The organism is Embleya sp. NPDC127516 (assembly GCF_044765325.1).
Classification (GTDB): domain Bacteria; phylum Actinomycetota; class Actinomycetes; order Streptomycetales; family Streptomycetaceae; genus Embleya.
Map to the genome: position 1 here is coordinate 42,944 of NZ_JBIWJT010000024.1, position 19,145 is coordinate 62,088.

15 protein-coding genes and 2 pseudogenes are annotated in these 19,145 nt (G+C 72.5%); 12 read left to right on the forward strand and 5 right to left on the reverse strand.

The features are described 5' to 3' along the window. The first annotated feature begins 600 nt into the window (after window positions 1-600). The 3 genes from ACIRL2_RS35935 (at window position 601) to ACIRL2_RS35945 (ending at window position 5,768) form a co-directional block, all read left to right on the forward strand. Complete coding sequence (locus ACIRL2_RS35935) at window positions 601-1,371, forward strand: hypothetical protein (RefSeq protein ID WP_395860862.1); 771 nt, start codon at window positions 601-603, stop codon at window positions 1,369-1,371. Between the two features lie 558 nt (window positions 1,372-1,929). Continuing rightward, window positions 1,930-4,074: a hypothetical protein gene (locus ACIRL2_RS35940; RefSeq protein ID WP_402237926.1), complete on the forward strand. Its 2,145-nt coding sequence runs from the start codon at window positions 1,930-1,932 to the stop codon at window positions 4,072-4,074. After that, complete coding sequence (locus tag ACIRL2_RS35945; protein ID WP_395860858.1) at window positions 4,071-5,768, forward strand: purple acid phosphatase family protein; 1,698 nt, start codon at window positions 4,071-4,073, stop codon at window positions 5,766-5,768. Before ACIRL2_RS35940 ends, ACIRL2_RS35945 begins: the two co-directional genes overlap by 4 nt. 193 nt (window positions 5,769-5,961) lie before the next feature. Here the strand turns inward: ACIRL2_RS35945 and ACIRL2_RS35950 are convergent, their stop codons facing one another. Further along, complete coding sequence (locus ACIRL2_RS35950; RefSeq protein ID WP_395860856.1) at window positions 5,962-6,435, reverse strand: RrF2 family transcriptional regulator; 474 nt, start codon at window positions 6,433-6,435, stop codon at window positions 5,962-5,964. 83 nt (window positions 6,436-6,518) lie between these two features. Between ACIRL2_RS35950 and ACIRL2_RS35955 the strand changes: the two genes are divergently transcribed. Continuing rightward, window positions 6,519-7,262 carry an SDR family oxidoreductase gene (locus tag ACIRL2_RS35955; RefSeq protein ID WP_395860855.1) on the forward strand — a complete coding sequence of 248 codons (744 nt, stop codon included), beginning with the start codon at window positions 6,519-6,521 and terminating at the stop codon, window positions 7,260-7,262. 91 nt (window positions 7,263-7,353) lie between these two features. Here ACIRL2_RS35955 and ACIRL2_RS35960 read toward each other — a convergent pair whose 3' ends face one another. Together ACIRL2_RS35960 and ACIRL2_RS35965 are read right to left on the reverse strand one after the other, a co-directional pair. Then, window positions 7,354-7,875, reverse strand: coding sequence for a GNAT family N-acetyltransferase (locus ACIRL2_RS35960; RefSeq protein ID WP_402237930.1), 522 nt, complete (start codon window positions 7,873-7,875; stop codon window positions 7,354-7,356). A 143-nt stretch (window positions 7,876-8,018) separates the two neighbouring features. Next, the gene (locus ACIRL2_RS35965) at window positions 8,019-8,591 is read right to left on the reverse strand and encodes a hypothetical protein (RefSeq protein ID WP_402238051.1); all 573 of its coding nucleotides are present in this window, start codon (window positions 8,589-8,591) and stop codon (window positions 8,019-8,021) included. Between ACIRL2_RS35965 and ACIRL2_RS35970 the strand changes: the two are divergent. The 4 genes and pseudogenes from ACIRL2_RS35970 to ACIRL2_RS35985 form a co-directional block, all read left to right on the forward strand. Continuing rightward, window positions 8,535-8,687 (forward strand): annotated as a pseudogene (locus ACIRL2_RS35970) (alpha/beta hydrolase fold domain-containing protein); the annotation flags it as partial. The gene ACIRL2_RS35965 and the pseudogene ACIRL2_RS35970 sit on opposite strands and share 57 nt — an antisense overlap. A 103-nt stretch (window positions 8,688-8,790) precedes the next feature. Next, window positions 8,791-8,865: pseudogene (locus ACIRL2_RS35975) on the forward strand (hypothetical protein); the annotation flags it as partial. A 522-nt stretch (window positions 8,866-9,387) separates the two neighbouring features. Continuing rightward, window positions 9,388-9,837, forward strand: coding sequence for a phospholipase (locus tag ACIRL2_RS35980; protein ID WP_395860851.1), 450 nt, complete (start codon window positions 9,388-9,390; stop codon window positions 9,835-9,837). A gap of 723 nt (window positions 9,838-10,560) precedes the next feature. Next, the gene (locus tag ACIRL2_RS35985) at window positions 10,561-11,181 is read left to right on the forward strand and encodes an HdeD family acid-resistance protein (RefSeq protein WP_395860849.1); all 621 of its coding nucleotides are present in this window, start codon (window positions 10,561-10,563) and stop codon (window positions 11,179-11,181) included. Window positions 11,182-11,198: 17 nt separating this feature from the next. Here ACIRL2_RS35985 and ACIRL2_RS35990 read toward each other — a convergent pair whose 3' ends face one another. Next, window positions 11,199-11,744 carry a cupin domain-containing protein gene (locus tag ACIRL2_RS35990; protein WP_402237934.1) on the reverse strand — a complete coding sequence of 182 codons (546 nt, stop codon included), beginning with the start codon at window positions 11,742-11,744 and terminating at the stop codon, window positions 11,199-11,201. A gap of 946 nt (window positions 11,745-12,690) precedes the next feature. Then, complete coding sequence (locus tag ACIRL2_RS35995; RefSeq protein WP_402237936.1) at window positions 12,691-14,112, reverse strand: amidohydrolase; 1,422 nt, start codon at window positions 14,110-14,112, stop codon at window positions 12,691-12,693. A gap of 91 nt (window positions 14,113-14,203) precedes the next feature. On the opposite strand from ACIRL2_RS35995, the gene ACIRL2_RS36000 reads away from it, so the two are divergent. The 4 genes from ACIRL2_RS36000 (at window position 14,204) to ACIRL2_RS36015 (ending at window position 19,106) form a co-directional block, all read left to right on the forward strand. Beyond that, entirely contained in the window at window positions 14,204-15,154 is a 951-nt protein-coding gene (locus tag ACIRL2_RS36000; protein WP_402237939.1) for an alpha/beta hydrolase fold domain-containing protein, read from the forward strand. Next, window positions 15,151-15,930: an ABC transporter ATP-binding protein gene (locus ACIRL2_RS36005; RefSeq protein WP_395860840.1), complete on the forward strand. Its 780-nt coding sequence runs from the start codon at window positions 15,151-15,153 to the stop codon at window positions 15,928-15,930. The genes ACIRL2_RS36000 and ACIRL2_RS36005 overlap by 4 nt, the downstream gene beginning before the upstream one ends. After that, window positions 15,927-17,777: a branched-chain amino acid ABC transporter ATP-binding protein/permease gene (locus ACIRL2_RS36010; RefSeq protein ID WP_402237941.1), complete on the forward strand. Its 1,851-nt coding sequence runs from the start codon at window positions 15,927-15,929 to the stop codon at window positions 17,775-17,777. Before ACIRL2_RS36005 ends, ACIRL2_RS36010 begins: the two co-directional genes overlap by 4 nt. 159 nt (window positions 17,778-17,936) lie before the next feature. Next, a complete protein-coding gene (locus tag ACIRL2_RS36015; protein ID WP_395860836.1) occupies window positions 17,937-19,106 on the forward strand; it encodes an ABC transporter substrate-binding protein in 1,170 nt (389 codons plus the stop codon). Window positions 19,107-19,145: the final 39 nt, after the last annotated feature.

Genomic DNA, 19,145 nt, shown 5'->3' on the forward strand with positions numbered 1-19,145 from the left:
GCCGGGGCCAACGGCGTCGAGAGCGGAGCCGTCGTCGCCCCGCACCGCGCACATTCGGCAGTGCCTACGGGGTTCTCGTATCCACAGGACTGGCAGCGCATGAGCATGCTCCCTCACCTCCACGCTAGCTCGCGGCCCGGGGGGACGCGACGGCGCACGATCGCTCGTGTCGGCGCCGCTCCGCCGGGGTGATCCGGGCCCGGCGACGGCGTCGCCCCTCGGCGCCCGCCCACCGCTCGCGCACCTGGCCGCGACCGGGCAGGCACCGTGCCGGCGGCCCGGACACGCGGGACCCGCCCGGGCCCGCTCGACCCCGTCTCGGGCCGGGGACGCCGGGCCCAAGGGTCGATGCGTCGCGGGGCCATCGCCCGCCATGTGGCCGTGTGGGCCGCCGGTGCCCGGACGGCCGTATGGGGGAGGAGCGGCGTCGGCCGTCGGATTCTACGAATGGGCAGGTCGTGCGGTGACGCCGGTTGGGCGTGCCGGTCACCAACCGTGGCGCTGAGTTGCGGTGCGTCATCGGCCGCCACAAGGTGAACGAGAAGTACCTCGAAAGTCCCCCACCCCACCCCACGCACCCCATCGAAGGGTCATATCGGCATGCGCACCACCAAGTTCACCTCCGTGATCGTGACCACCGCCGTGTCCGGGGCGCTCGTCGCCGGCGCCGTCGGCCCGGCCGTGGCCGCCACCTCCACCGAGACCCGGGTCGCCGCCGCCCACCAGCGGTTCGACACGGTCGATCGCCTCGGCGAGACCCTGTCGACGTTCTCCGAGATCGCCGCCGAGGCCCGTTCCGGCCACCCGGACGCGGCCAAGCTGGAAACCCTCAGGGAGCGGCTGCGCGTGTCCGGCGACGGCCTGGTGGCCTCGGCGCCGGTCTCGCCCGGGGCGGATGCCGCGGTCACCGACGCGGTCGCCGAACTCAAGGCCGCGTTGGACAAGTTGGTCGCCGACGCCGGCAAGCTGCTCGAGCGCGTGTTGGCCAACGATCTGAAGGGGGCCCAGGAGGCCCTCGCCGCCGCCATCGCGGACGTCAAGGACCTGCTGCTCAAGGTGCCGGCCCTGCTGAAGACGCTGCCCGGCCTGCCGACGCTGCCGACGGCCGCGGTCCCGGTGCGCGGCGAGACGACCGAGCCCAACGCCGCCCGGGCCGACGGGGCCGGCCCGGTGGCCGCCACCGATGTCGTCGCGGACCTCAAGGCGGCGTTGGACAAGCTGATCGCGGACATCACCAAGCTTCTCGACGACGTGAAGAAGCTGGACGTGGCGGCTGCCACGGCCGATGCCACCGCGGTGCTCGCCGGTCTGAAGGACCTGCCGGTCAAGGCCCTCGCGGTGCTCACCGGTGGTGTGGCGCTGCCGGTCTGACCCGGCACCCCTCGGCGCCGCCGGTCTGACCCGGCACCCCTCGGCGCCGCCGGTCTGACCCGGCACCCCTCGGCGCCGCCGGTCTGACCCGGCACCCCCGGCACCCCCGGCGCCGCCGAACGGGCCCGGCGACCACGGTCGTTGACACCGGACTCGCGCCGACCGGCCTCCCGACATCAGTCGGCGGGGCCGGTTCGGCATGCCGTGGGCCCTTCCGGCCCGCGGCACCACCCGACTTCGGTCCGCCGAACCGCTACGGCGCGTAGTCGGGTCGGTGGTCGCCGGCGAGTATCGCCGGAGCTTGGTGAACCCTGGGACCATCGCGCGGGAACCATGGGGCAATTCCCGCCGAAGGTTGATCTTCGGCCGGATTCGCGGCCCGCCCGTCTTGCATACTCACGATCGTCGTCGACGTTCTCCGATCGGAAATCGTCGACTTCGGTTCCTTCGGCTTCCCGTTCCCACGCACGCTCCCGGCGGTCACACCACGGGCAGCCGCCGGCACCGGGACGAGTGACGGGTCTTCACCTCCACATGGGCACAACGCGTAGTCGTCCCTTGCTCACCGCTCTTCGGCCACGACGGGTCGCGGTCGGTCTGATGGTGCTGGGACTGCTGGTCCTGCTCTTCCCGCTGATCTCCTCGGCGGCCGAATCTCCGCCGACCCGCACCGCGCGGGCCGAATACCTGACCGGTGAACAACGCGCCATGACACCGGGACTGGTCACCCGATCCGGGAGCTACAGCGAACTGGCCTCCGGACCGGACGAGAACTTCGGCGACACGCGCTCGCGCGCCGCGGACTGGCTGACCGTGCCCGCCGCCGGGTCGGACGGCACCGCCTCGGCCGAGCGATCGGTGCCGGCCGGTACACCGTTGGGCAAACGTACGCCCGCGATCGCATCGGCGACGGCGAACGTCTCGCGCACCGGGCAGAGCCTGAACGCCGGTTCGGAGGTGACCGGGTTCGACCACCCGCTGAACCAGTTCCGCGAACTCGACCAGGTGGTCGGCGTGAAGTCCCTCGTGCACATCGACAGGGTGCGCACCGAGGTCGGCGCCCCTGCGGAGGCCGGCGCCCCCGGCGCCGACGTCCCGGCACCGCGTGCCGGCACCGAGGTCACCGGCCTGACGTTCTTCCCCGGTACCCCGCGCGAGGAGCACGTGGACCTGCCCGCCGGCCGGATACCCGGCGGCCTGGTCACCCGTGCCCTGCACTTCCGCACCGACGACGACGGCCTGGTCATGAAGAGCCTCTACAAGGGCGATCCGGCGATGTACCGAGCCATGCTCGGCGACGGCACCGGCTTCCTGGACGCGACCTGGACCGTGATGGTCGCCGACCTCGCCTCGACCACGGCCGACTCCGCGCGGGCCGGGCTCGGGGTGACCATCGACATGCGGTGGCGGGTGGGCATCGACGCGGGGGACACTCTGCGCCTGCGCATCGACGGCAACGAGCGGTACCTGGACACCAGGATCGCCGAGGTGACCGCGGGCGACACCGCCGCGGTGTTCCGCCGACCGGCGCTGCCCACGACCACCGTGACCGGGTTCGGGCCGCCTGGGGCGGGGCCGGGCGACACGGTGACGGTGAGCGGGTCCGGCCTCGACGCGGGCGGGGTCGGCGTGTACGTCGACGGTTCGCCCGAGCGCGTCGCGGACGGCGCGCTGCACGTGGCCGCCGACGGCACGTCGCTCACCTTCGCGGTGCCCGCGGGCGCGACACCGGTCAAGGGCGTACTCGTGGTCGGCGACCACGGCGAGGGTCGGGCCGGGTCGTTCCCCTCGCCCGGTGCGGGCACCTCGGGGCCCACCGACACCGCGACCGGCGCGCCGCCGAGCCCGACCGATCAGGGCCCGGTCCGGCACGCCTCGTGGCAGGGCCCCGCGGTCAAGGCGGGCGACCTGCCCGAGTCCTGCGTCACGGCCGCGCAATGGCGAGTCCCCGCCGACCGCGCCGTGTTCACCGCCGCACTGGGCGACGGCGGCGTGCGCGCGCCGGCGATCGACTCGGCGGTGTTCACCTTCGCCGACGAAGCGGGCGCGCGGCACGAGGTGGCCACCGACGCCGGGCCGAGCTGGGGGCAGCCGTGGCCCGCCGGGCCCGCCGCACACGTGGTCGGCACCCGGCCCGCGCAGGCCGCGGCGGTGGTGCCGAACGGCTGGACCCTGGTCGCGCTGCGTGCCGAGCACCACGGCGACGTCGCGAAGCAGGCGGCGCTGGGGCCCGTCGGCGGCTGCTGGGCCCTGGGCCGGGAACGGCCGACCACACCACCGACGAGCCCCGACCCGAGCGGGCCGCCGACGACGTCGCCGCCGACGAGCAAGCCGCCGACCAGCGGGCCGCCCACCGGCAAGCCACCGACGCTTCCCCCGACCGGTGAACCCTCGGGCGGGTCGACCCACACGCCGGCGCCGACCGCTCCCACCGATGTCCCGTCCACCGGGACCTCGACGCCGCCGGGATCCGACTCCGGCGGGTCGGACTCCGGAGGTTCCGGTGGGTCCCGGGGTGCGGGCGGCTCGGGCAACTCGGGTACCGGCGGCTCCCGTTCCGGCACCGTCCCGGAGACCGCGACCGGCGGCGGCTCGTTGTCGCGCACCGGCGCCGACGTCGTCCTGCCCGTCCTCCTCGGCACCGCCGCGCTCGGTGCCGGCCTCGTCCTGTTGTTCGCCGCACGTTCCAGGAGCACCCGATGAGCCCCGCCCCCGGCCGGAACCCGCACCTGCCCCGCTCCGGCGTCCCCGACCGGCTCGCCGCGACCATGAGCATCGCCGAACAGCACGAATACCTGCGCAGTCGGCGCCGCACCGTCTCGCGCCGCAGCGTGCTCACCGCGATCGGCCTCGGTGCGGCGGCCGTCCCGCTGTTCGGCACCTCGTCGTCGGCCGGCGTGCGCCGCGCGCCCTCCCTGCTCGTGGGCACGAACTACGTCGACGGGAACGCGCTCAAGCCCGCCGGCCGCCACCTCGCACTGGGCGCGGACCCGCGCAGCCAGGCGGCGATGAGCTGGCAGGTGCCGCAGCCGGTGCGCCGGCCGTACCTGCGCCTGGGCACCTCGCCGGGGCAGCTGGACCAAGTGGTGCCGGCCGAGATCCGGCACCTGCACTCGCACCTGATCGAGTACGCCGACAACCCCGCCTCGGCCTATTTCGACCACGACCAGTACCACCTGCATGCCGCGCTGGACGGGCTCGACCCCGGCACGCGCTACCACTACGCGCTGGGCCACGACGGCCTCGACTCGAACTCCGTTGCCGCGACCGTCGGTTCGTTTCGTACCGCACCGGCGGCCGGCGGCGTGCCGGAACCGTTCACCTTCACCGCGTTCGGCGACGAGGGTGTGGAGTTCGGCGCCGCCGCCAACCAGACGCTGATGCTCCGGCAGAACCCGGTGTTCCACCTGCTGGCGGGCGACATCTCGTACGCCGCGTCCGGTGCGGGACTGCCGTCCAGCCACCACAGCGCGGAGGGCGCGGACAAGCTTCAGCCGGAGGTGTGGGACGAATACCTGCGGATGATCGATCCCGTCGCCGCGTCCGTGCCGTGGATGGTCGCGATGGGCAACCACGACATGGAGGCGCTGTACTCGCCGGACGGCTACGGCGGTCACCTCGCCCGCTGGCACCTGCCCGGCAACGGGCCGCGCAACGCGCACGCCACGTACGGCTTCAGCTATGGCAACGTCGCGGTGGTGAGCCTGGACGCCAACGACATCTCGCACGAGATCCCGCACAACCGCGGCTACACCGCCGGCGCGCAGACGACCTGGCTGGCCGGGGAGTTGGCCCGACTACGGCGTACTCCCGGGATCGACTTCATCGTCGCCTTCTTCCACCACTGCGCGTACTGCACGGCGACCGACCACGTCTCGGACGGCGCGATCCGGGAGGAGTGGATCCCGTTGTTCGATCGCTATCAGGTCGACCTCGTGATCAACGGGCACAACCACGTCTACGAGCGGGCCGATCCGATGCGCGGCGGTGTGCGCACGCGCCGTGCCGCGATCGGCGACCGGATCCGGCCCGCGACCGACGGCACCACGTACCTGACCGTGGGCAGTGGCGGGAAGAGTGGTTACGAGTTCTCCGCGCCGGAGACCTACGCGGGCGGTCCCGCCGACGTCACCGACGCGGTCAAGGGTGGTTTCCACGTCAAGGGCGCCAGGGTCGACGAGACCGTCGAGTGGTCGCGCGTGCGCTTTCGCGGCAACGCGTTCATCGCGGTCGACGTCCGTCCGGCCGCCGCCGGGCGCGAGACCACGATGACCATTCGCACGCTCAGCGCCACCGGTGCGCAGGTCGATACCGTGACGCTGGTCCGGGACGCGGGTACGGCGATCCCGTCCGCGAACGCCACCGAGCGCGGGGCGAGCGGGGGCGGGCGCGGCTGAACCCGGCCGGGGTGCGGGATCGGGCGGGGCGGCGGGCCGGCGCCCCGCCCTACGCCGTTCCGGCACCGCCCGATCCGCGGGTTCGCGCGGGGTTTCGGCGTCAGGACCTTCCGCCTCGCGTTCGTGCGGGCTCGGCGGCCGGGGCCGGTCTTCGATTCCCGTCGTGGAATCCGACGGGGATCGAAGAACCGCCCTACGCCGTGCCGGTCAGGCGCAGCCGGGTGCGGGCCGGTGCGGTGGGGGGCAGGTCGGCGACGATGTCGGCGAGGCTGACGCCGGCCAGGCTGTGCTGCCACGCCTGGTGCGCGTCGGCCATCTTCGCGGCGAGGATGCAGTCCCGCCGGCATTCGTCGGCCGGCAGCGCACCGCGCCCCTGCTGCCGGATCTCCCGGCACTCGTACGGTGAGGAAGTGCCGTCCACGGCCTCGACGATGTGCAGAAGGGTGATCTCGGCGGCGGGTCGGGCGAGCCGAAATCCGCCTCTGGGACCGGTGGTCGCGGACAACAGGCCGGCCCGGACCAGGGTCTTGAGCTGCTTGGCGAGGTAGGGCGCCGGCAGGTCGTAGTACTGCGCGAGTTGGGTCGTCGACGCGCTGGTCCCGGGGTCGAGTTGGGCCAGCGTGGTGGCGCAGTGCAGGACCCATTCGGTACTCCCGGGCAGCTTCATGCCTCGAGTCTATCGCAGACTTTGTGGACCTATTTAGTCCGTGATAGCGTCGGTGTTCCTGGCAGCGAGAGAAAGAGATCACCATGCGGATCGCAATCGCCGGCGCGACGGGAAACATCGGGGCGCTCACCGTCGCCGCTCTCGAGCGGGACGGGCACGAGGTGGTGCGGATCAGCCGCTCGCTCGGTGTCGACCTGACCACCGGTGACGGCCTCGACGATGCCCTGGCCGGCGTGGAGGCGGTCGTCGACGCGACCAACGGGCCGGCCGTCGACCCGGCCGAGACGGTGGCCTACTTCGGCACCACGACGCGGAACCTGCTGGCCGCCGGGAAGCGCGCCGGGGTCCGGCACCACGTGCTGCTCTCGATCGTCGGGATCGATCGGGTCGAGGGCAACGCGCACTACGCGGGCAAGCGCGAGCAGGAGCGCCTGGTGGCCGAGGGGACGGTGCCGTGGACGATCGTGCCGGCCACGCAGTTCCACGACTTCGCCGAGATGGTGACGAGCTGGACCGAGCAGGACGGTGTCGCCACGATCGCGCCGCTGTTGGTGCAGCCGATCGCGCCCGCGGACGTGGCAGACGTCCTGGCCGAGGTCGCGACCGGTCAGCCGCGCGGGCGCTACGCCGATATCGCCGGGCCCGACCCGCAGGACCTGGTCGACATGGCCCGGCGCACGCTCGCCGCGCGTGGCCGCTCGGTGCGGCTGGTGCCGACGTGGTCCGGCATGTTCGGACCGGCGATGGCGGGGGACGCGCTGCTGCCCGGCGAGGGCGCCCGGATCGCGCCGACCACGTTCGACCAGTGGCTCGCCGAGCAGAAGTAGCGCGGGAAGTCGTGACTTGGGCCCGGTGGCCGGTGAACCGGGCGAGCCGGGGGCCGGCGGCGGCGGATGGCGCCGCCGCCGACCCGATCGACTACGGCTGCTGCCGGTTCGGTTCCGGTGCCGTGGCGCGGAAGCGGGCGGTTGACGCGTCGCCGCTCCAGCGCCGCAACCCGGCCTTCTCCAGTACGCGGACCGAGGCCGGGTTCGACAGTTCGACGTCGGCGTACACGGTGTCCACCTGTGGTGAGGTCAACGCGTACGCGACCAGGGCCCGAGTGGCCTCGGAGGCGTAGCCTCGGCCGCGCCGGGAGGCGACGACGCCGTAACCGATCTCCAGAGCGCCGTCGTTCGGCGGCCAGAGCAGGCTGATGCTGCCGACCACGAGCCCGGTGGCTCGCTCGACGATCTGACGGTGCCCGTACAGCCGCGGCACATCCGACTGTTCGGCGATGACGCCGGCGATCACCTGATCGCCCTCGGCGGGGAAGTCCTCCGCCCAGTCCGCCGACCGCGCGTCACCGAGAACGGCGGTGATCTCGTCGGCGGACCACGGCCGCAGGACGAGGCGATCGGTGGTCAGGTCCGTACCTGCGGGAAAAGAAGATGAAGACACGCGACACTCCTGGTCGTTCGGGACGACCGGGCCGACTACGACGAGCGCGCGACCCGGACAAGGGCATGACGAATAAGCTCCGAGCGGGCCATATTCATCAACCTCCCTTGTCGCGGCGGCGATCACGCACCTCACGTGTCCCGTCAACGGTACCGCCTCGGGTGGACGGGGCGTCCCCGGGGGTGCGGCCCAGCCGTTCTCCGGTGCCCGGTGCCCGGTGCCCGGTGCCGGGTGCCGGGTGCCGTCGGGTCGTGGCTCGTCTTCGAGCAGCCGCCAGGTGGCGAGGGCGAGGCCGGCGGGTTCGGTGAGTGTGATGCCCAGGACGCCGCCGATCTGTTCAGGCGACGGGAGACGCTGCTGTCGTGCAGGCGCAGTATCTCGGCCGCACGGCGGAGCGAGCCGGTGGCGCAATAGACCTCCAGGGTCTCCAGGTCGTCCGGGTTGCGTGCCAGGCGGGCGATGGCGGCCACCTCGACGTTGCCGCGCGCGGCGTCCCGCGGGATCTCCGCGAGGAGGGCCAACGCGCCGAGTTCGTCGTATCGCACGATGGGCTCGCGCGCGGTGGTGAAGCGCAGCGCGGCACGGGCCTGATGCCAGGACCGGTCCGGTCGGTCGGCGCGATCGAGCACGACGCCCAACCGGGCACCGACGCCGATCACATCGCGGTCGGCGGCACCAGCGCCGGCGCGGGCATCACGGCGGCCGTCGCGCTGCAAGCGCGGGACGAACAGGGGCCGCCGATCCGCTTCCCACTGCTCTGCCGGCCCAGTTTGGACGACCGGATGACCACGGTGTCGGCGCGGACGTTCACCGGCACACCGCGGATGGACCGCGACAACATCGCCGACTCGTGGCGGCACTACCTCGGTTCGGTGCAACCCCACGTGGTACGCGGCTGCCGCGCGTGCCCACGACCTGTCCGGCCCGCCGCCCGCCTACGTCGCCACGGCCGAGCTCGATCCGGTCCGCGACGGCATCGGCTACGCGATGCGCCCCTCGGAGGCGGGCGTATCGGTCGAACTGCAGCAATGGGCGGGCACGTTCCACGGATCGCGGGCCATTCTCACCGCCGATGTGTCCCAGCGCCGGATCGTCGAGGTCACCGCGGTGTTGCGCCGGGCGATGGCGGCGCAGCGCGGCGACGGGGCGGGTGCGGGCGCGGACCCGGGCGCGTTGCGGGCCGGTGGAGCGGGCGGGTCACGGGGACGCCCGGCCGATGCGCAGCCGCGTCGAGGCCGGTTGCGCGCGTGGATGCGACGCAACGTGTCGCCGACGTGGATCGTGGCGAACGGGAGACCCGAGGCGGATGAATTCTCGATTGTGGACGGCCGGATTGTGGACGGCCGGCTCCTTCGTGCTGTGGGATGGTCTTCGCCCTCCGCTCGCCCACCGTTGTCCGGCCCGTCTTTCCGGACCGCGATGGGGAGTTCGAGGGTTCGAGCTCGGAGTTCGGCTGCACACCCCTGTCCCCGACGTCCCATCGAGGGAGCGTCGGCAATCTGGAGGTATTCGATGCGTCGGCTGACCACAGTCCTTGCCGCCACCGCGACGGCGGTCGTTGCCGGAGTCGGTGTGACCACACCGGCCCAGGCCGCCCCGGCGGACAAGCCGCAGGTCTTGTCCAGTTGGACCCAGACGAGCGTGAACAGCTACAACGCCTGGAACTCGGCGCGGCAGAACCAGGGATCCTGGTCGGCCTACGGCTTCGACTGGTCCACAGACTACTGCTCCAGTTCGCCTGATAACCCGTTCGGCTTCCCGTTCCAGAACTCCTGCGCCCGGCACGACTTCGGATACCGCAACTACAAGGCGGCGGGCACGTTCGCGGCGAACAAGGCGCGGGTGGACAGCGCCTTCTACGAGGACCTCAAGCGCGTGTGTGCCCCCTACGGCGCGGTGACCCGGGCCACCTGCAACGGCACGGCGTGGACGTACTACCAGGCGGTCAAGCTTCTGGGTTGACGCGCGTCGACCCCGGCACGCGGCCCCGTCGTCGAGGGGCCGCGGTGTCGGGGTGGTCCCGGCGAACCCAGCGTGATCAGCCGTGATCCCGCTGTCGTGAACCACACGTTCGAGGGCGCGGTTGTCACCTGATCGGGTGGCGCGTGCGCCGGACGGCCTCGGCTGGTGGCCCTCCCGAACTATCAAGGGGGCATGGATGACAAGTCGAGGTTGACGACGACGCGCCCGAGTGGGTCGTGCGCGGGGTCGTATGGATGTGCCCCCGTGTCGGCGCGAGTGTGGTCGATCGGCATGGGCGCGACGCCGGTGTTCGATTCGCTGGTCCGGGAATGGGCTCGTACCACCCGCCAACTGCCGCAAGCGGCACCCAGGTTCTCGTGTCCGGCCTGTCGCTTACCGCATCCCCCGGCGCCGTAGGCCGGCAGGCGATGGGCGGGCCGATGCGTGATCGTGCCGCCGCGAGTCCCGGACGCGCCGGGCAGCCGCCCGTGGTGTGGAGCCTGCGGTGTGGAGCCCGGCCGGTCCCGGGGTGAAGGCGAGGTCGGAGGGCGGCCGGCGCGTGCCCGTCCCGGAGCGGGTGTGCCGCCGAGGCCGTGCGCTCATTTCCCCCACGGGCGGGCGTTCTCGTGGCGTGCGTGCGACGGTGGATGGGAGTGGGCGGGGGACTGCTTGCCGGATCCAGGTGGGTGCGGACGTCGAACGCCGGGAGGAACGATGTCTCCGATGTCGCGTGGTCTTCGGTCCCGGTCGCCGGGATCCGGGTGGGGGTCGGTCGGCCCGCCGCGGGTACTGCTCGTGCTCGCGGTCGCCTCGGTGGTCCTCGGCGTGGTGGTGCTGGCCTGGCCGACCCAGACGGTGCGGGTGGTCGCGATCCTGTTCGGGTTGTACCTGCTGGTCAGCGGCCTGATCCAGGTGGTTTTGGGGGCCGGAGGGCTGTTCTCGGGCGGCATGCGGGCGGTGCTGATCGTCAGCGGTCTGGTGTCGGTGGTGTTCGGTGTCCTGTGTCTGGGCGGGGGCTCGCGCTCGGTCACCGTGCTGGCGATCTGGATCGGCATCGGCTGGCTCGTCCGGGGCCTGGCCGAACTCGCGGGTGGTGTCGTGCACAAGAGCCTGCCGGGCCGTGGCTGGGTGATCTTCTTCGGATGCGTGGACATCGCCGCGGGCATCGTCCTGATCGCCGCCCCCGTGTCCAGCACGACGGTGCTGGCCGTGCTCGCCGGAATCACCCTGATCGTCCTGGGGCTGATCGGCGCGGTGACCGCGTTCGGCCTCGGCCGAGGTCCGGCGAGTGGAGGTACGACGTGGCATGCGGGGGCGACCCGGGGAACCTCACGGCGGCTCTGAACGCGGCTGGACGAGGGTCACGTCGGCGGGTTGTCGAGGCGGGGGTGCAGGCCGGGAAGGTTGACCACGATGGCCTCCTGGGTGCTGCGGGCGATCACGACCACGGCTTCGGAGTCCGGGTCGGGGTTCTCCTCGCGGTGGGGCACGAAGGGTGGGACGAAGATGTAGTCGCCGGGGCCCGTTCGCAGGCGCACTTCGCGGGGTTCGCCGGAGGAGTCGTCGGCGAAGACGAAGACCGGGTGGCCGCTGATCACGTGGATCGCGGTCTCGGATTCGCCGTGGTGGTGATTGCCGGAGGCGGTGGCCGGGGCGACGTGGGTCTGGCCCATCCACAACTTCTCGGCGCCGACGGATCGGCCGCTGATGGCGGCGAAGCGGCGCATGCCGTCGGTTTGTGTGGTGTCGGCGTCGAGCGCGTCGGCGCGAATGTGGTGGATGCGCAGTCGCGGTGACCCGGGCTCGGCGGCGGGACGGTCGGGCAGGTGCGGATGGAAGCCGGTGCCGGCGACGGTTTGCCCGTCGGCGGATGGGGAGGACGGCGGCGGAGTGTGCGCTGAGGTCATGGCACGTCCTTGGCGGTAGGCGGTCTCGGGGTGGATCGGCCCGGAACTCGCACCGGGCACGGGGCGAGGGGCCGGCCGGCGGCACCCGCGGATCGGCCTTCGGGCGCCTCGCCCGGCGACGAGGGCCTGCGGCCGACCGGGAGCAGTGACGATGACGGCCTGCGACCGACACCGACCGGGAGCGGTGGCGACCGGTGCGGGTGGGGCTGTGCGGTACAGGTGCGCGCACGACCGGACATGACCCGATGCTAGCGCCGACGCCGGACCGCTCACCGATCCCCGCGCCCCCGGACACGGCTGCGTTCCCGACGCCGCTGGGCCGCCGGATCGCCCTCGCCGCGTCGCCGGATCGCCGCGTCCCGACACGGTTACGCTCCTGACGCCGTTGCGCCGCCGGACTGCCGGACTGCCGGACTGCCGGACTGCCGGACCGTCCCATTTCGTCGCGGCGCCCCCGAGGCGACGGCGCTGCGGGATCGCCGTGCCACCGACGTGGCTGCGTTCTCGACGCCGCTGGGCTGCCGGATCGCCCCCTGCCGCGCCCTGAGGCGACGGCGCTGGCGGATTGCCGTGCCTCGGCAGTGGCTGCGTCTCTGATGCCGCTGTGCCGCCGGATCGCCCCGCCACGCCCTGAGATGACTGCGTTGCGGGATCGCCGCGTTGCCGGACGTCGGATCGCCGCGTCCCCGACATCCCCGTGTCCGGAGCGCCGCGTCCTCGACACGGCTGCGCTGCCGGAGCGCCGCGTTGCCGACACCGCCGCCCACCGACACCGCCTCGCCGCCACCCCGCGCCCGTCACTTTGCTGCCGCCTTCCGCCGCGCCGCTGCCCCCGGACCGTCCTGCCGGCCTGCCGCACGGCATCGTCGCGCCGTCGCTGGGCTGCGCGTTCGTTGCCGGGGCGGGACGCGGTGTGGGCGTTTCGTCGGAGTGGGGTGTGGGTTGGTCAGGGGCGTTCGTGCACCACTCGGCCGTCGACGATGGTGAGGGTGATCGGGATCTCGGGTAGGGCGGTGACCTCGGATTCCAGGGGGTCGTCGGCGAGGACGCACAGGTCGGCGGCCTTGCCCGGTTCGAGCGAGCCCTTCCAGGACTCGGCACCGTCCTGGCGAGCGGGCGTGGTGGTGTACGCGCGCAACGCCTCGCGCAGGGCCAGGCGTTGCGCGGGGCCGCAGACGGTGCCGTCGACGCCGGTCCGGGTGACCGCGGCGACCACCCCGCGGCGCCAGTCGGGGGTCAGTACCGGGGAGTCCGAGCTGAGGCACACGTCGATGCCCGCGTCGAGCGCGTCGCGGGTGGGGCACATGCGGGCGAGAACCTGCGGGCTCAGCGTGTCGTGGAGCAGGTTGCGGGTGGCCACCGCGATGCCGGGCTGGGTGTTCAGGCCGATGCCGGCCGCCGCCATCTCGGCCAGCGTCGTGGGATGCAGCAGGTCGCCGTGGATGAGGTAATGCCGGGCGGCCGGGCGGGGATCGCGAGCGAGCGCCGCCCGCAGCGCGGAGACGACCGCGGCGGAGCTGCGGTCGCCGGTGGAGTGCACGCCGATCTGGTGTCCGGCCGCGTGCGCGATGTCGATCATCTCGGTGAGCCGCTGTCGGCGTCGTTCGGCCGAGTCGCCGTCGATCAGCAGCGAACCGTGTGACCCGTCGGGGTACGGCTCGCACACCCAGGCGCTGCGCATCGGCGGGATGCCGTCCGCGAAGATCTTTACCCCGGCCACCCGGAACCAGCCCGGCACGTCGGCCGGGGCGGCGAACTCGCGTAGTCCGGTGGCGAAGGCGTCCGCCGAACCGGGGCCGTCCAGTTCGCCGAAGAGCAACAGCGCCGTGACGCGCGCGGTGAGCCGCCCGTGCGCGGCCAGTTCCGCGTAGTCGGTGAGCGCGGCGGAGCCGAAGCACCCGGTCGCGCCGGCGTCCTCGCCCGGACCCAGGCCCGGTTCGGTGTAGCTGGTCACGCCCAGCGTGGCCAGCAGGTCGTGGGTGCGCACGATGGCGTCCCGGCGCTCGGCCGCGGTGCGCAGGGCGGGTGTGGGCGCGGGCGTGCCCGCGTGCGGCCCCGGCGCGCCCGCGTCCGCGCCGCCGGTGAGTTGCTCCATCAGGAAGCGCGGCCACATCGCGCCGAGCCAGACACCGTGCAGGTGGGAGTCGTTGATCCCGGGCAGGACCGCGTGGCCGCGCAGGCGGATCACCCGGGTGTCGCGGCCGATCAGTGGGGCCACTTCGGTGTCGTCGCCGACCCGGGCGACGCGGCCCCCGGTGACCGCGACGGCGGTCGCGATCCGGTCCCGCGCGTCGAACGTGTGGACGCGTCCTCCGGTGAGGACCAGGTCCGCCGAACCGGTGGCGTCCCACGATTCGCGGTTGCGCACTTTATTTCCTCCTGGGATCTGGACAGGTCCTCTGAGAGCCCATACCGTACACGCAATCAGATACGATTTGCGAGTCGATTGGGAGGCAACGGTGCCCCTGCATCCGGAGGCCCAAAAGATCATCGAGCGCACTCGGATCGGCGAATCCGGACCGGCCCCCCTTGCCCTGGACGCCCGGGCCATGCGTGCCGGCTTCGCCCGCACCTGGTCGATGCCGGAGCGACTGCCGACCGTGGGATCGGTCCGCGACGCCACCGTCCCCGGACCCGCCGGAGACATCCCGGTCCGGATCTACGCTCCCGAAGGCCCCGGCCCCTTCCCGGTCCTGGTCTGGTTCCACGGCGGCGGCTGGACCATCGGGTGTCTCGACGAGAACGAGTACGCCTGCCGGGCCGTGTGCGCCGGCGCCGAGACCGCGGTGGTCTCGGTCGACTATCGCCTCGCGCCGGAGAATCCGTATCCGGCCGCCGCCGACGACTGCTACGCGGTGGTGGCGTGGCTGCGCGAAAACGGCGAGCGATGGGCGGTGGACGGTACGCGGATCGCGGTCGGCGGGGAGAGCGCGGGCGGCAATCTGGCCGCCGTGGTCGCGCTGAAGAGCCGCGACCTGGGCGGCCCGCCGATCGCACTCCAGGTGCTCGTGTCGCCGGTGGTGGGGCACCCCGACGACGGGCGGCCCTCCTATCGGGAATTCGCCGACGGCTACTTCCTGTCCAAGGCGAGCATGGACTGGTTCTTCACCCAGTACCCACGCGACGCCGCCGACCTTGCCGACCCGTACCTGCTGCCGATCCGTGCCGACGACCTCTCCGCGCTGCCGCCCGCGCTGGTGCTGGGCGCGGAGTACGACGTGCTCCGGGACGAAGGCGAGGACTACGCGCGGGCGTTGAACGACGCCGGCACCACGGCCACCGCGGTGCGCTTCGACGGGCTCATCCACGGCTTCTTCGGACTGCTCGCCACCGACCTCGGCGACGCCGAACGGGCGCACGAACTGGTCGTCGGGGCACTGCGGGACGCGTTCGCGGGGAAGGCGCGGTGAGCGCCCCGGCCGTCCTGCGGCTACGCGACGTGAGCATCGACCGGGACGAGATCCCGGTGGTGCGCGACGTCACGCTGGATGTGGCCCCCGGCGCGGTCACCGTGCTCCTGGGCGCCAACGGTGCGGGCAAGACCACCCTGATGGACGGCATCGCCGGCCTGGTGCGCACCACCACCGGCAGCATCGAACTCGACGACCGCCCCGTGCACAGGCTGCCCGTGCACAAGCGCGCCCGGGCCGGCATCGGCTACGTCGAACAGGCCCGCACCATCTTCCGCACCCTCACCGTCGAACAGAACCTGCTGGTCGCCCGCGCCGGCGGCGGCGACCCGGACACCGTCTACCGGCTCTTCCCCGAACTGGTCCGACGCCGCACCCTGCAGGCCGGCCATCTCTCCGGCGGCGAACAGCAGATGCTCGTGCTCGGCCGCGCCCTGGTCACCGATCCCAAGGTGGTCCTCGTCGACGAGATGTCGCTCGGACTCGCGCCCATGGTGGTGCACCGGCTGATGCGCGTGGTCGGCGAACTCGCGGGTGCGGGACTGGCCGTCCTGCTGATCGAACAGTTCGCCAACCTCGCCCTCGACGTCGGCACACACTCCTACGTGCTGCGCAAGGGCCGCATCGTGCACGACGGACCCTGCGCGGAACTGCGCGGCCGGGCCGAACTCCTGCACGAGTACTACTTCGGCTCGACCACGACGCCGACCACCGACCCGGCCGAGCAGGTCCCGGCCGGCTCCCTCGACAGCCGGATCGGCGGTGCCGCCCGATGAAGCCCGACGCCCGCACGGGGGCCGCCCGCCGCCCGCTCGCCGACACGACACCCACCGCCATGGACCTGCTCGACAAGCGCGGCGCGGCCGTTGCGATCGTGCTCGCGGTCGCGGCCTGCGCGGCGATCCCCAACATCCTGTCGCCCTACTGGCTCTACCTCGCCATCACCAGCGTGATCAGCGCCGTGATCATGCAGAGCTACGGCGTGATCGTCGGCCGCGCCGGCGTCATGTCGTTGTGCCAACTCTCCTTCGCGGCGATCGGCGCCTGGGTGGTGATGCGGCTCAACGTGGCCGACGCACCGGGCGGGCTGCTCGTCTGGCTGGTCCTCGGCGGCCTGGCCGCCGCACCGGTGGGCATGCTGATCGGTCTGCCCGCCCTGCGCGTTCGCGGCGTCAACCTCGCCGTGATCACCTTCGGCGCGGCGGTGTCCACCGACATCGTGCTGGGCGCCAAGCAGTTCCCCGGCACCGAGGAACTCGAGACGGTCGCCCGCCCGGCCGCCTTCGCCACCAACGCGAACTACTTCGTCCTGGTCGTCATCGTCTTCACCGTGATCGCGCTCGCCCTCGCCGTTCTCGACCGGACCCGACTCGGCCGTTCCTGGCTCGAACTGCGGCACTCCGAACGGCTGGCCGCCTCGCACGGCATCTCGGTGGCCCGCAGCAAACTCGCCGCGTTCGCGATCAGCGCGTTCATCGCCGGGATCGGCGGCGGCCTGATGGCCGGTCAACTCGGCCTGGTCGTCTCCGGCAACTTCGCCATGGGCCAATCCGTCACGCTCTTCGCGATCGCCATCCTGATCGGTCCGCATCACCCCGAAGGGGCTCTGATGAGTGGGGTGTTCGGCGCGACCATGGCCACCCTCCTGGAGAAGGTCAAGCTGCCCCAGGACCTGGGCGGGATCATCTTCGGCATCGTGCCGATCCTCGCGCTGCGCAGCGGGATGAGCCAGACCGACTTCACCCGCAACCGCAAACGCCTGGCCAAGGCCCGCAAGGTCGCCGACGCCGATCCCGCGCACGACCACGAACGTGCCGACGCGGCCCCACCACCCGAGCGCACCGTCGGCGCGCCCGCCCGACCCATGGGCACCGAACCCGCCCTGGTCGTCTCGGGCCTGACGGTCCGTTACGGCCCGGTCACCGCCCTGGACGCGGTCGACCTCACCGTCCCCGCCGGCGCCGTGGTGGGCCTGATCGGCCCCAACGGCGCGGGCAAGTCCACCTTCATCTCGGCGGTCGGCGGCTTCCTCGGCCGCACGCCCGGCTCTGTCCGCCTGGACGGGGCGCCCATCGACCGACTCGCCCCGCAGGTACGCGCCGCCAAGGGCCTGCGCCGCACCTTCCAAACCACTTTGATCGCCCCGGAGTTGACCCAGTACGAATACCTCGACATCGGGGCGGGGCGGCGGTTGGGCCGGGCCGAGGCCGACGAACTCCTGGAGTTCTTCGGCTGCCCCGTCGGCGACCTGCCCATCTCGATCGTCGACGCGGGCACCCGCCGCCTGCTCGACGTGGCCGCGGCGATCGCCGCGCGGCCGGCGGTGGCCCTGCTGGACGAGCCGGCCGCGGGCCAGTCCGCCGCAGAATCGCTGCGCCTGGGGGCTCGACTCGCCCAGGTGCCCGAGCGCTACGGCGTGGCCGTCCTGCTGGTCGAGCACGACATGGAACTGGTACGCGTGGCCTGCCGCGAGGTCACCGTCCTGGACTTCGGCAAAGTGATCGCGAGCGGCCGCACCGAGGACGTCCTGCGCGATCCGGCGGTGCTCGCCGCCTACCTCGGCGGCGCGGACACCCCCGACGGCGCGGCCCCCCCGACCGCGATCGTCACCCCCACCGGCTGACTCGCGGGCCGACCACCGGCCCGTCCACCGGCCGACCCGCTCCGACCCGCCCGCACCACCCCCGCGTCGCGCGCTCGCCTTCGCGCCGATCCGGGTTCCCCCGGCATGCCTTCGATCGGATCGACTCCGTACCGATCCACCATGACAAGGACGTTCCCCATGAAGCGTTCCCTCGTGAGCCGGTTGGCCGTGACCGCCGCGCTCGCCCTGGCCGCGACCGCGTGTGCCGGCGACGGCAGCGACGGCGGCTCCACCAGCGGCGCCATCAAGGTCGGCTCGATCAACGGGATCACCGGGCTGTTCCAGACCCCGGAGGTCCCGCAGGCGGTCAAGGCCGTCTTCGACGAGGTCAACGCGGCCGGCGGGATCAACGGCCGCAAGCTGGAGCTGATCAGCAAGGACGACGCGATGAACCCGCAACGTTCCACCGAGAACGAGGTGGAACTCGTACAGTCCAAGGGCGTGGTCGCGCTGGTCGGCTCCTCCAGCGCGGTCGACTGCGGCGTCAACCGCGCCGCGTACAAGAGCGCGAGGATCGTCTCCATCCCGGCCGTCGGCGTCGACCCCGCGTGCTTCAACAGCCCCGACATCGCGCCGGTCAACCCCGGACCGTTCAAGCTGCTCACCGCGATGCTCTACTACGCCTCCGAGACGCTGCACCACGACAAGGTCTGCCTCTACTACACCACCCTGCCCGGCAGCGGCGGCGGGATCAGCGACGCGATCAAGGAGTGGAGCGACCTCACCGGCAAACAACTGGCCGCCAAGGACACCGCCGTCGGCGAGGGCGACCCCACGCCGCACCTGATCGCCGCCAAACAGGCGGGCTGTCAGGCCGTGTTGTACAACGCACAGGTCGGCCCGTGGTTCGCCCAGGCGCAGACCCAGGGCATGAACAACGTCGACTTCATCATGGGCGCGAACAGCTACACCGACGCCAACGCCAAGCTGGTGCCCTCGGGCATGCGGGCCTATGTCGGCACCGAATGGCAGCCGTACACCGACGTGACCCTGCCCGGCAACGGACGCTGGGCGCAACTGATGGACAAACACGGCATCCAGCGCACCGCGTTCAGCCAGGGCGCGGTGATGTCCGCCGACGTGTTCGTCCAGGTGCTCAAGGGCATCAAGGGCGACATCACCCGCAAGTCGGTCACCGAGGCGTTCAAGAAGATGAGCCCGATCGACTACCCGATGGTCGGCTCCCCGTGGGTCTTCGGCCCCGACGACAAGCACAACCCGGTCCAGGGCAGCCGCTTCGTCAAGGCCGTCGACGGCAAGTGGCAGGTGCTGCCCGAGGGCTTCGTCGTGCCCACCAGGAAGAAGTAGCGCGCGCGGTGGTCCGATCCCGGTGCGACCGATCGACCT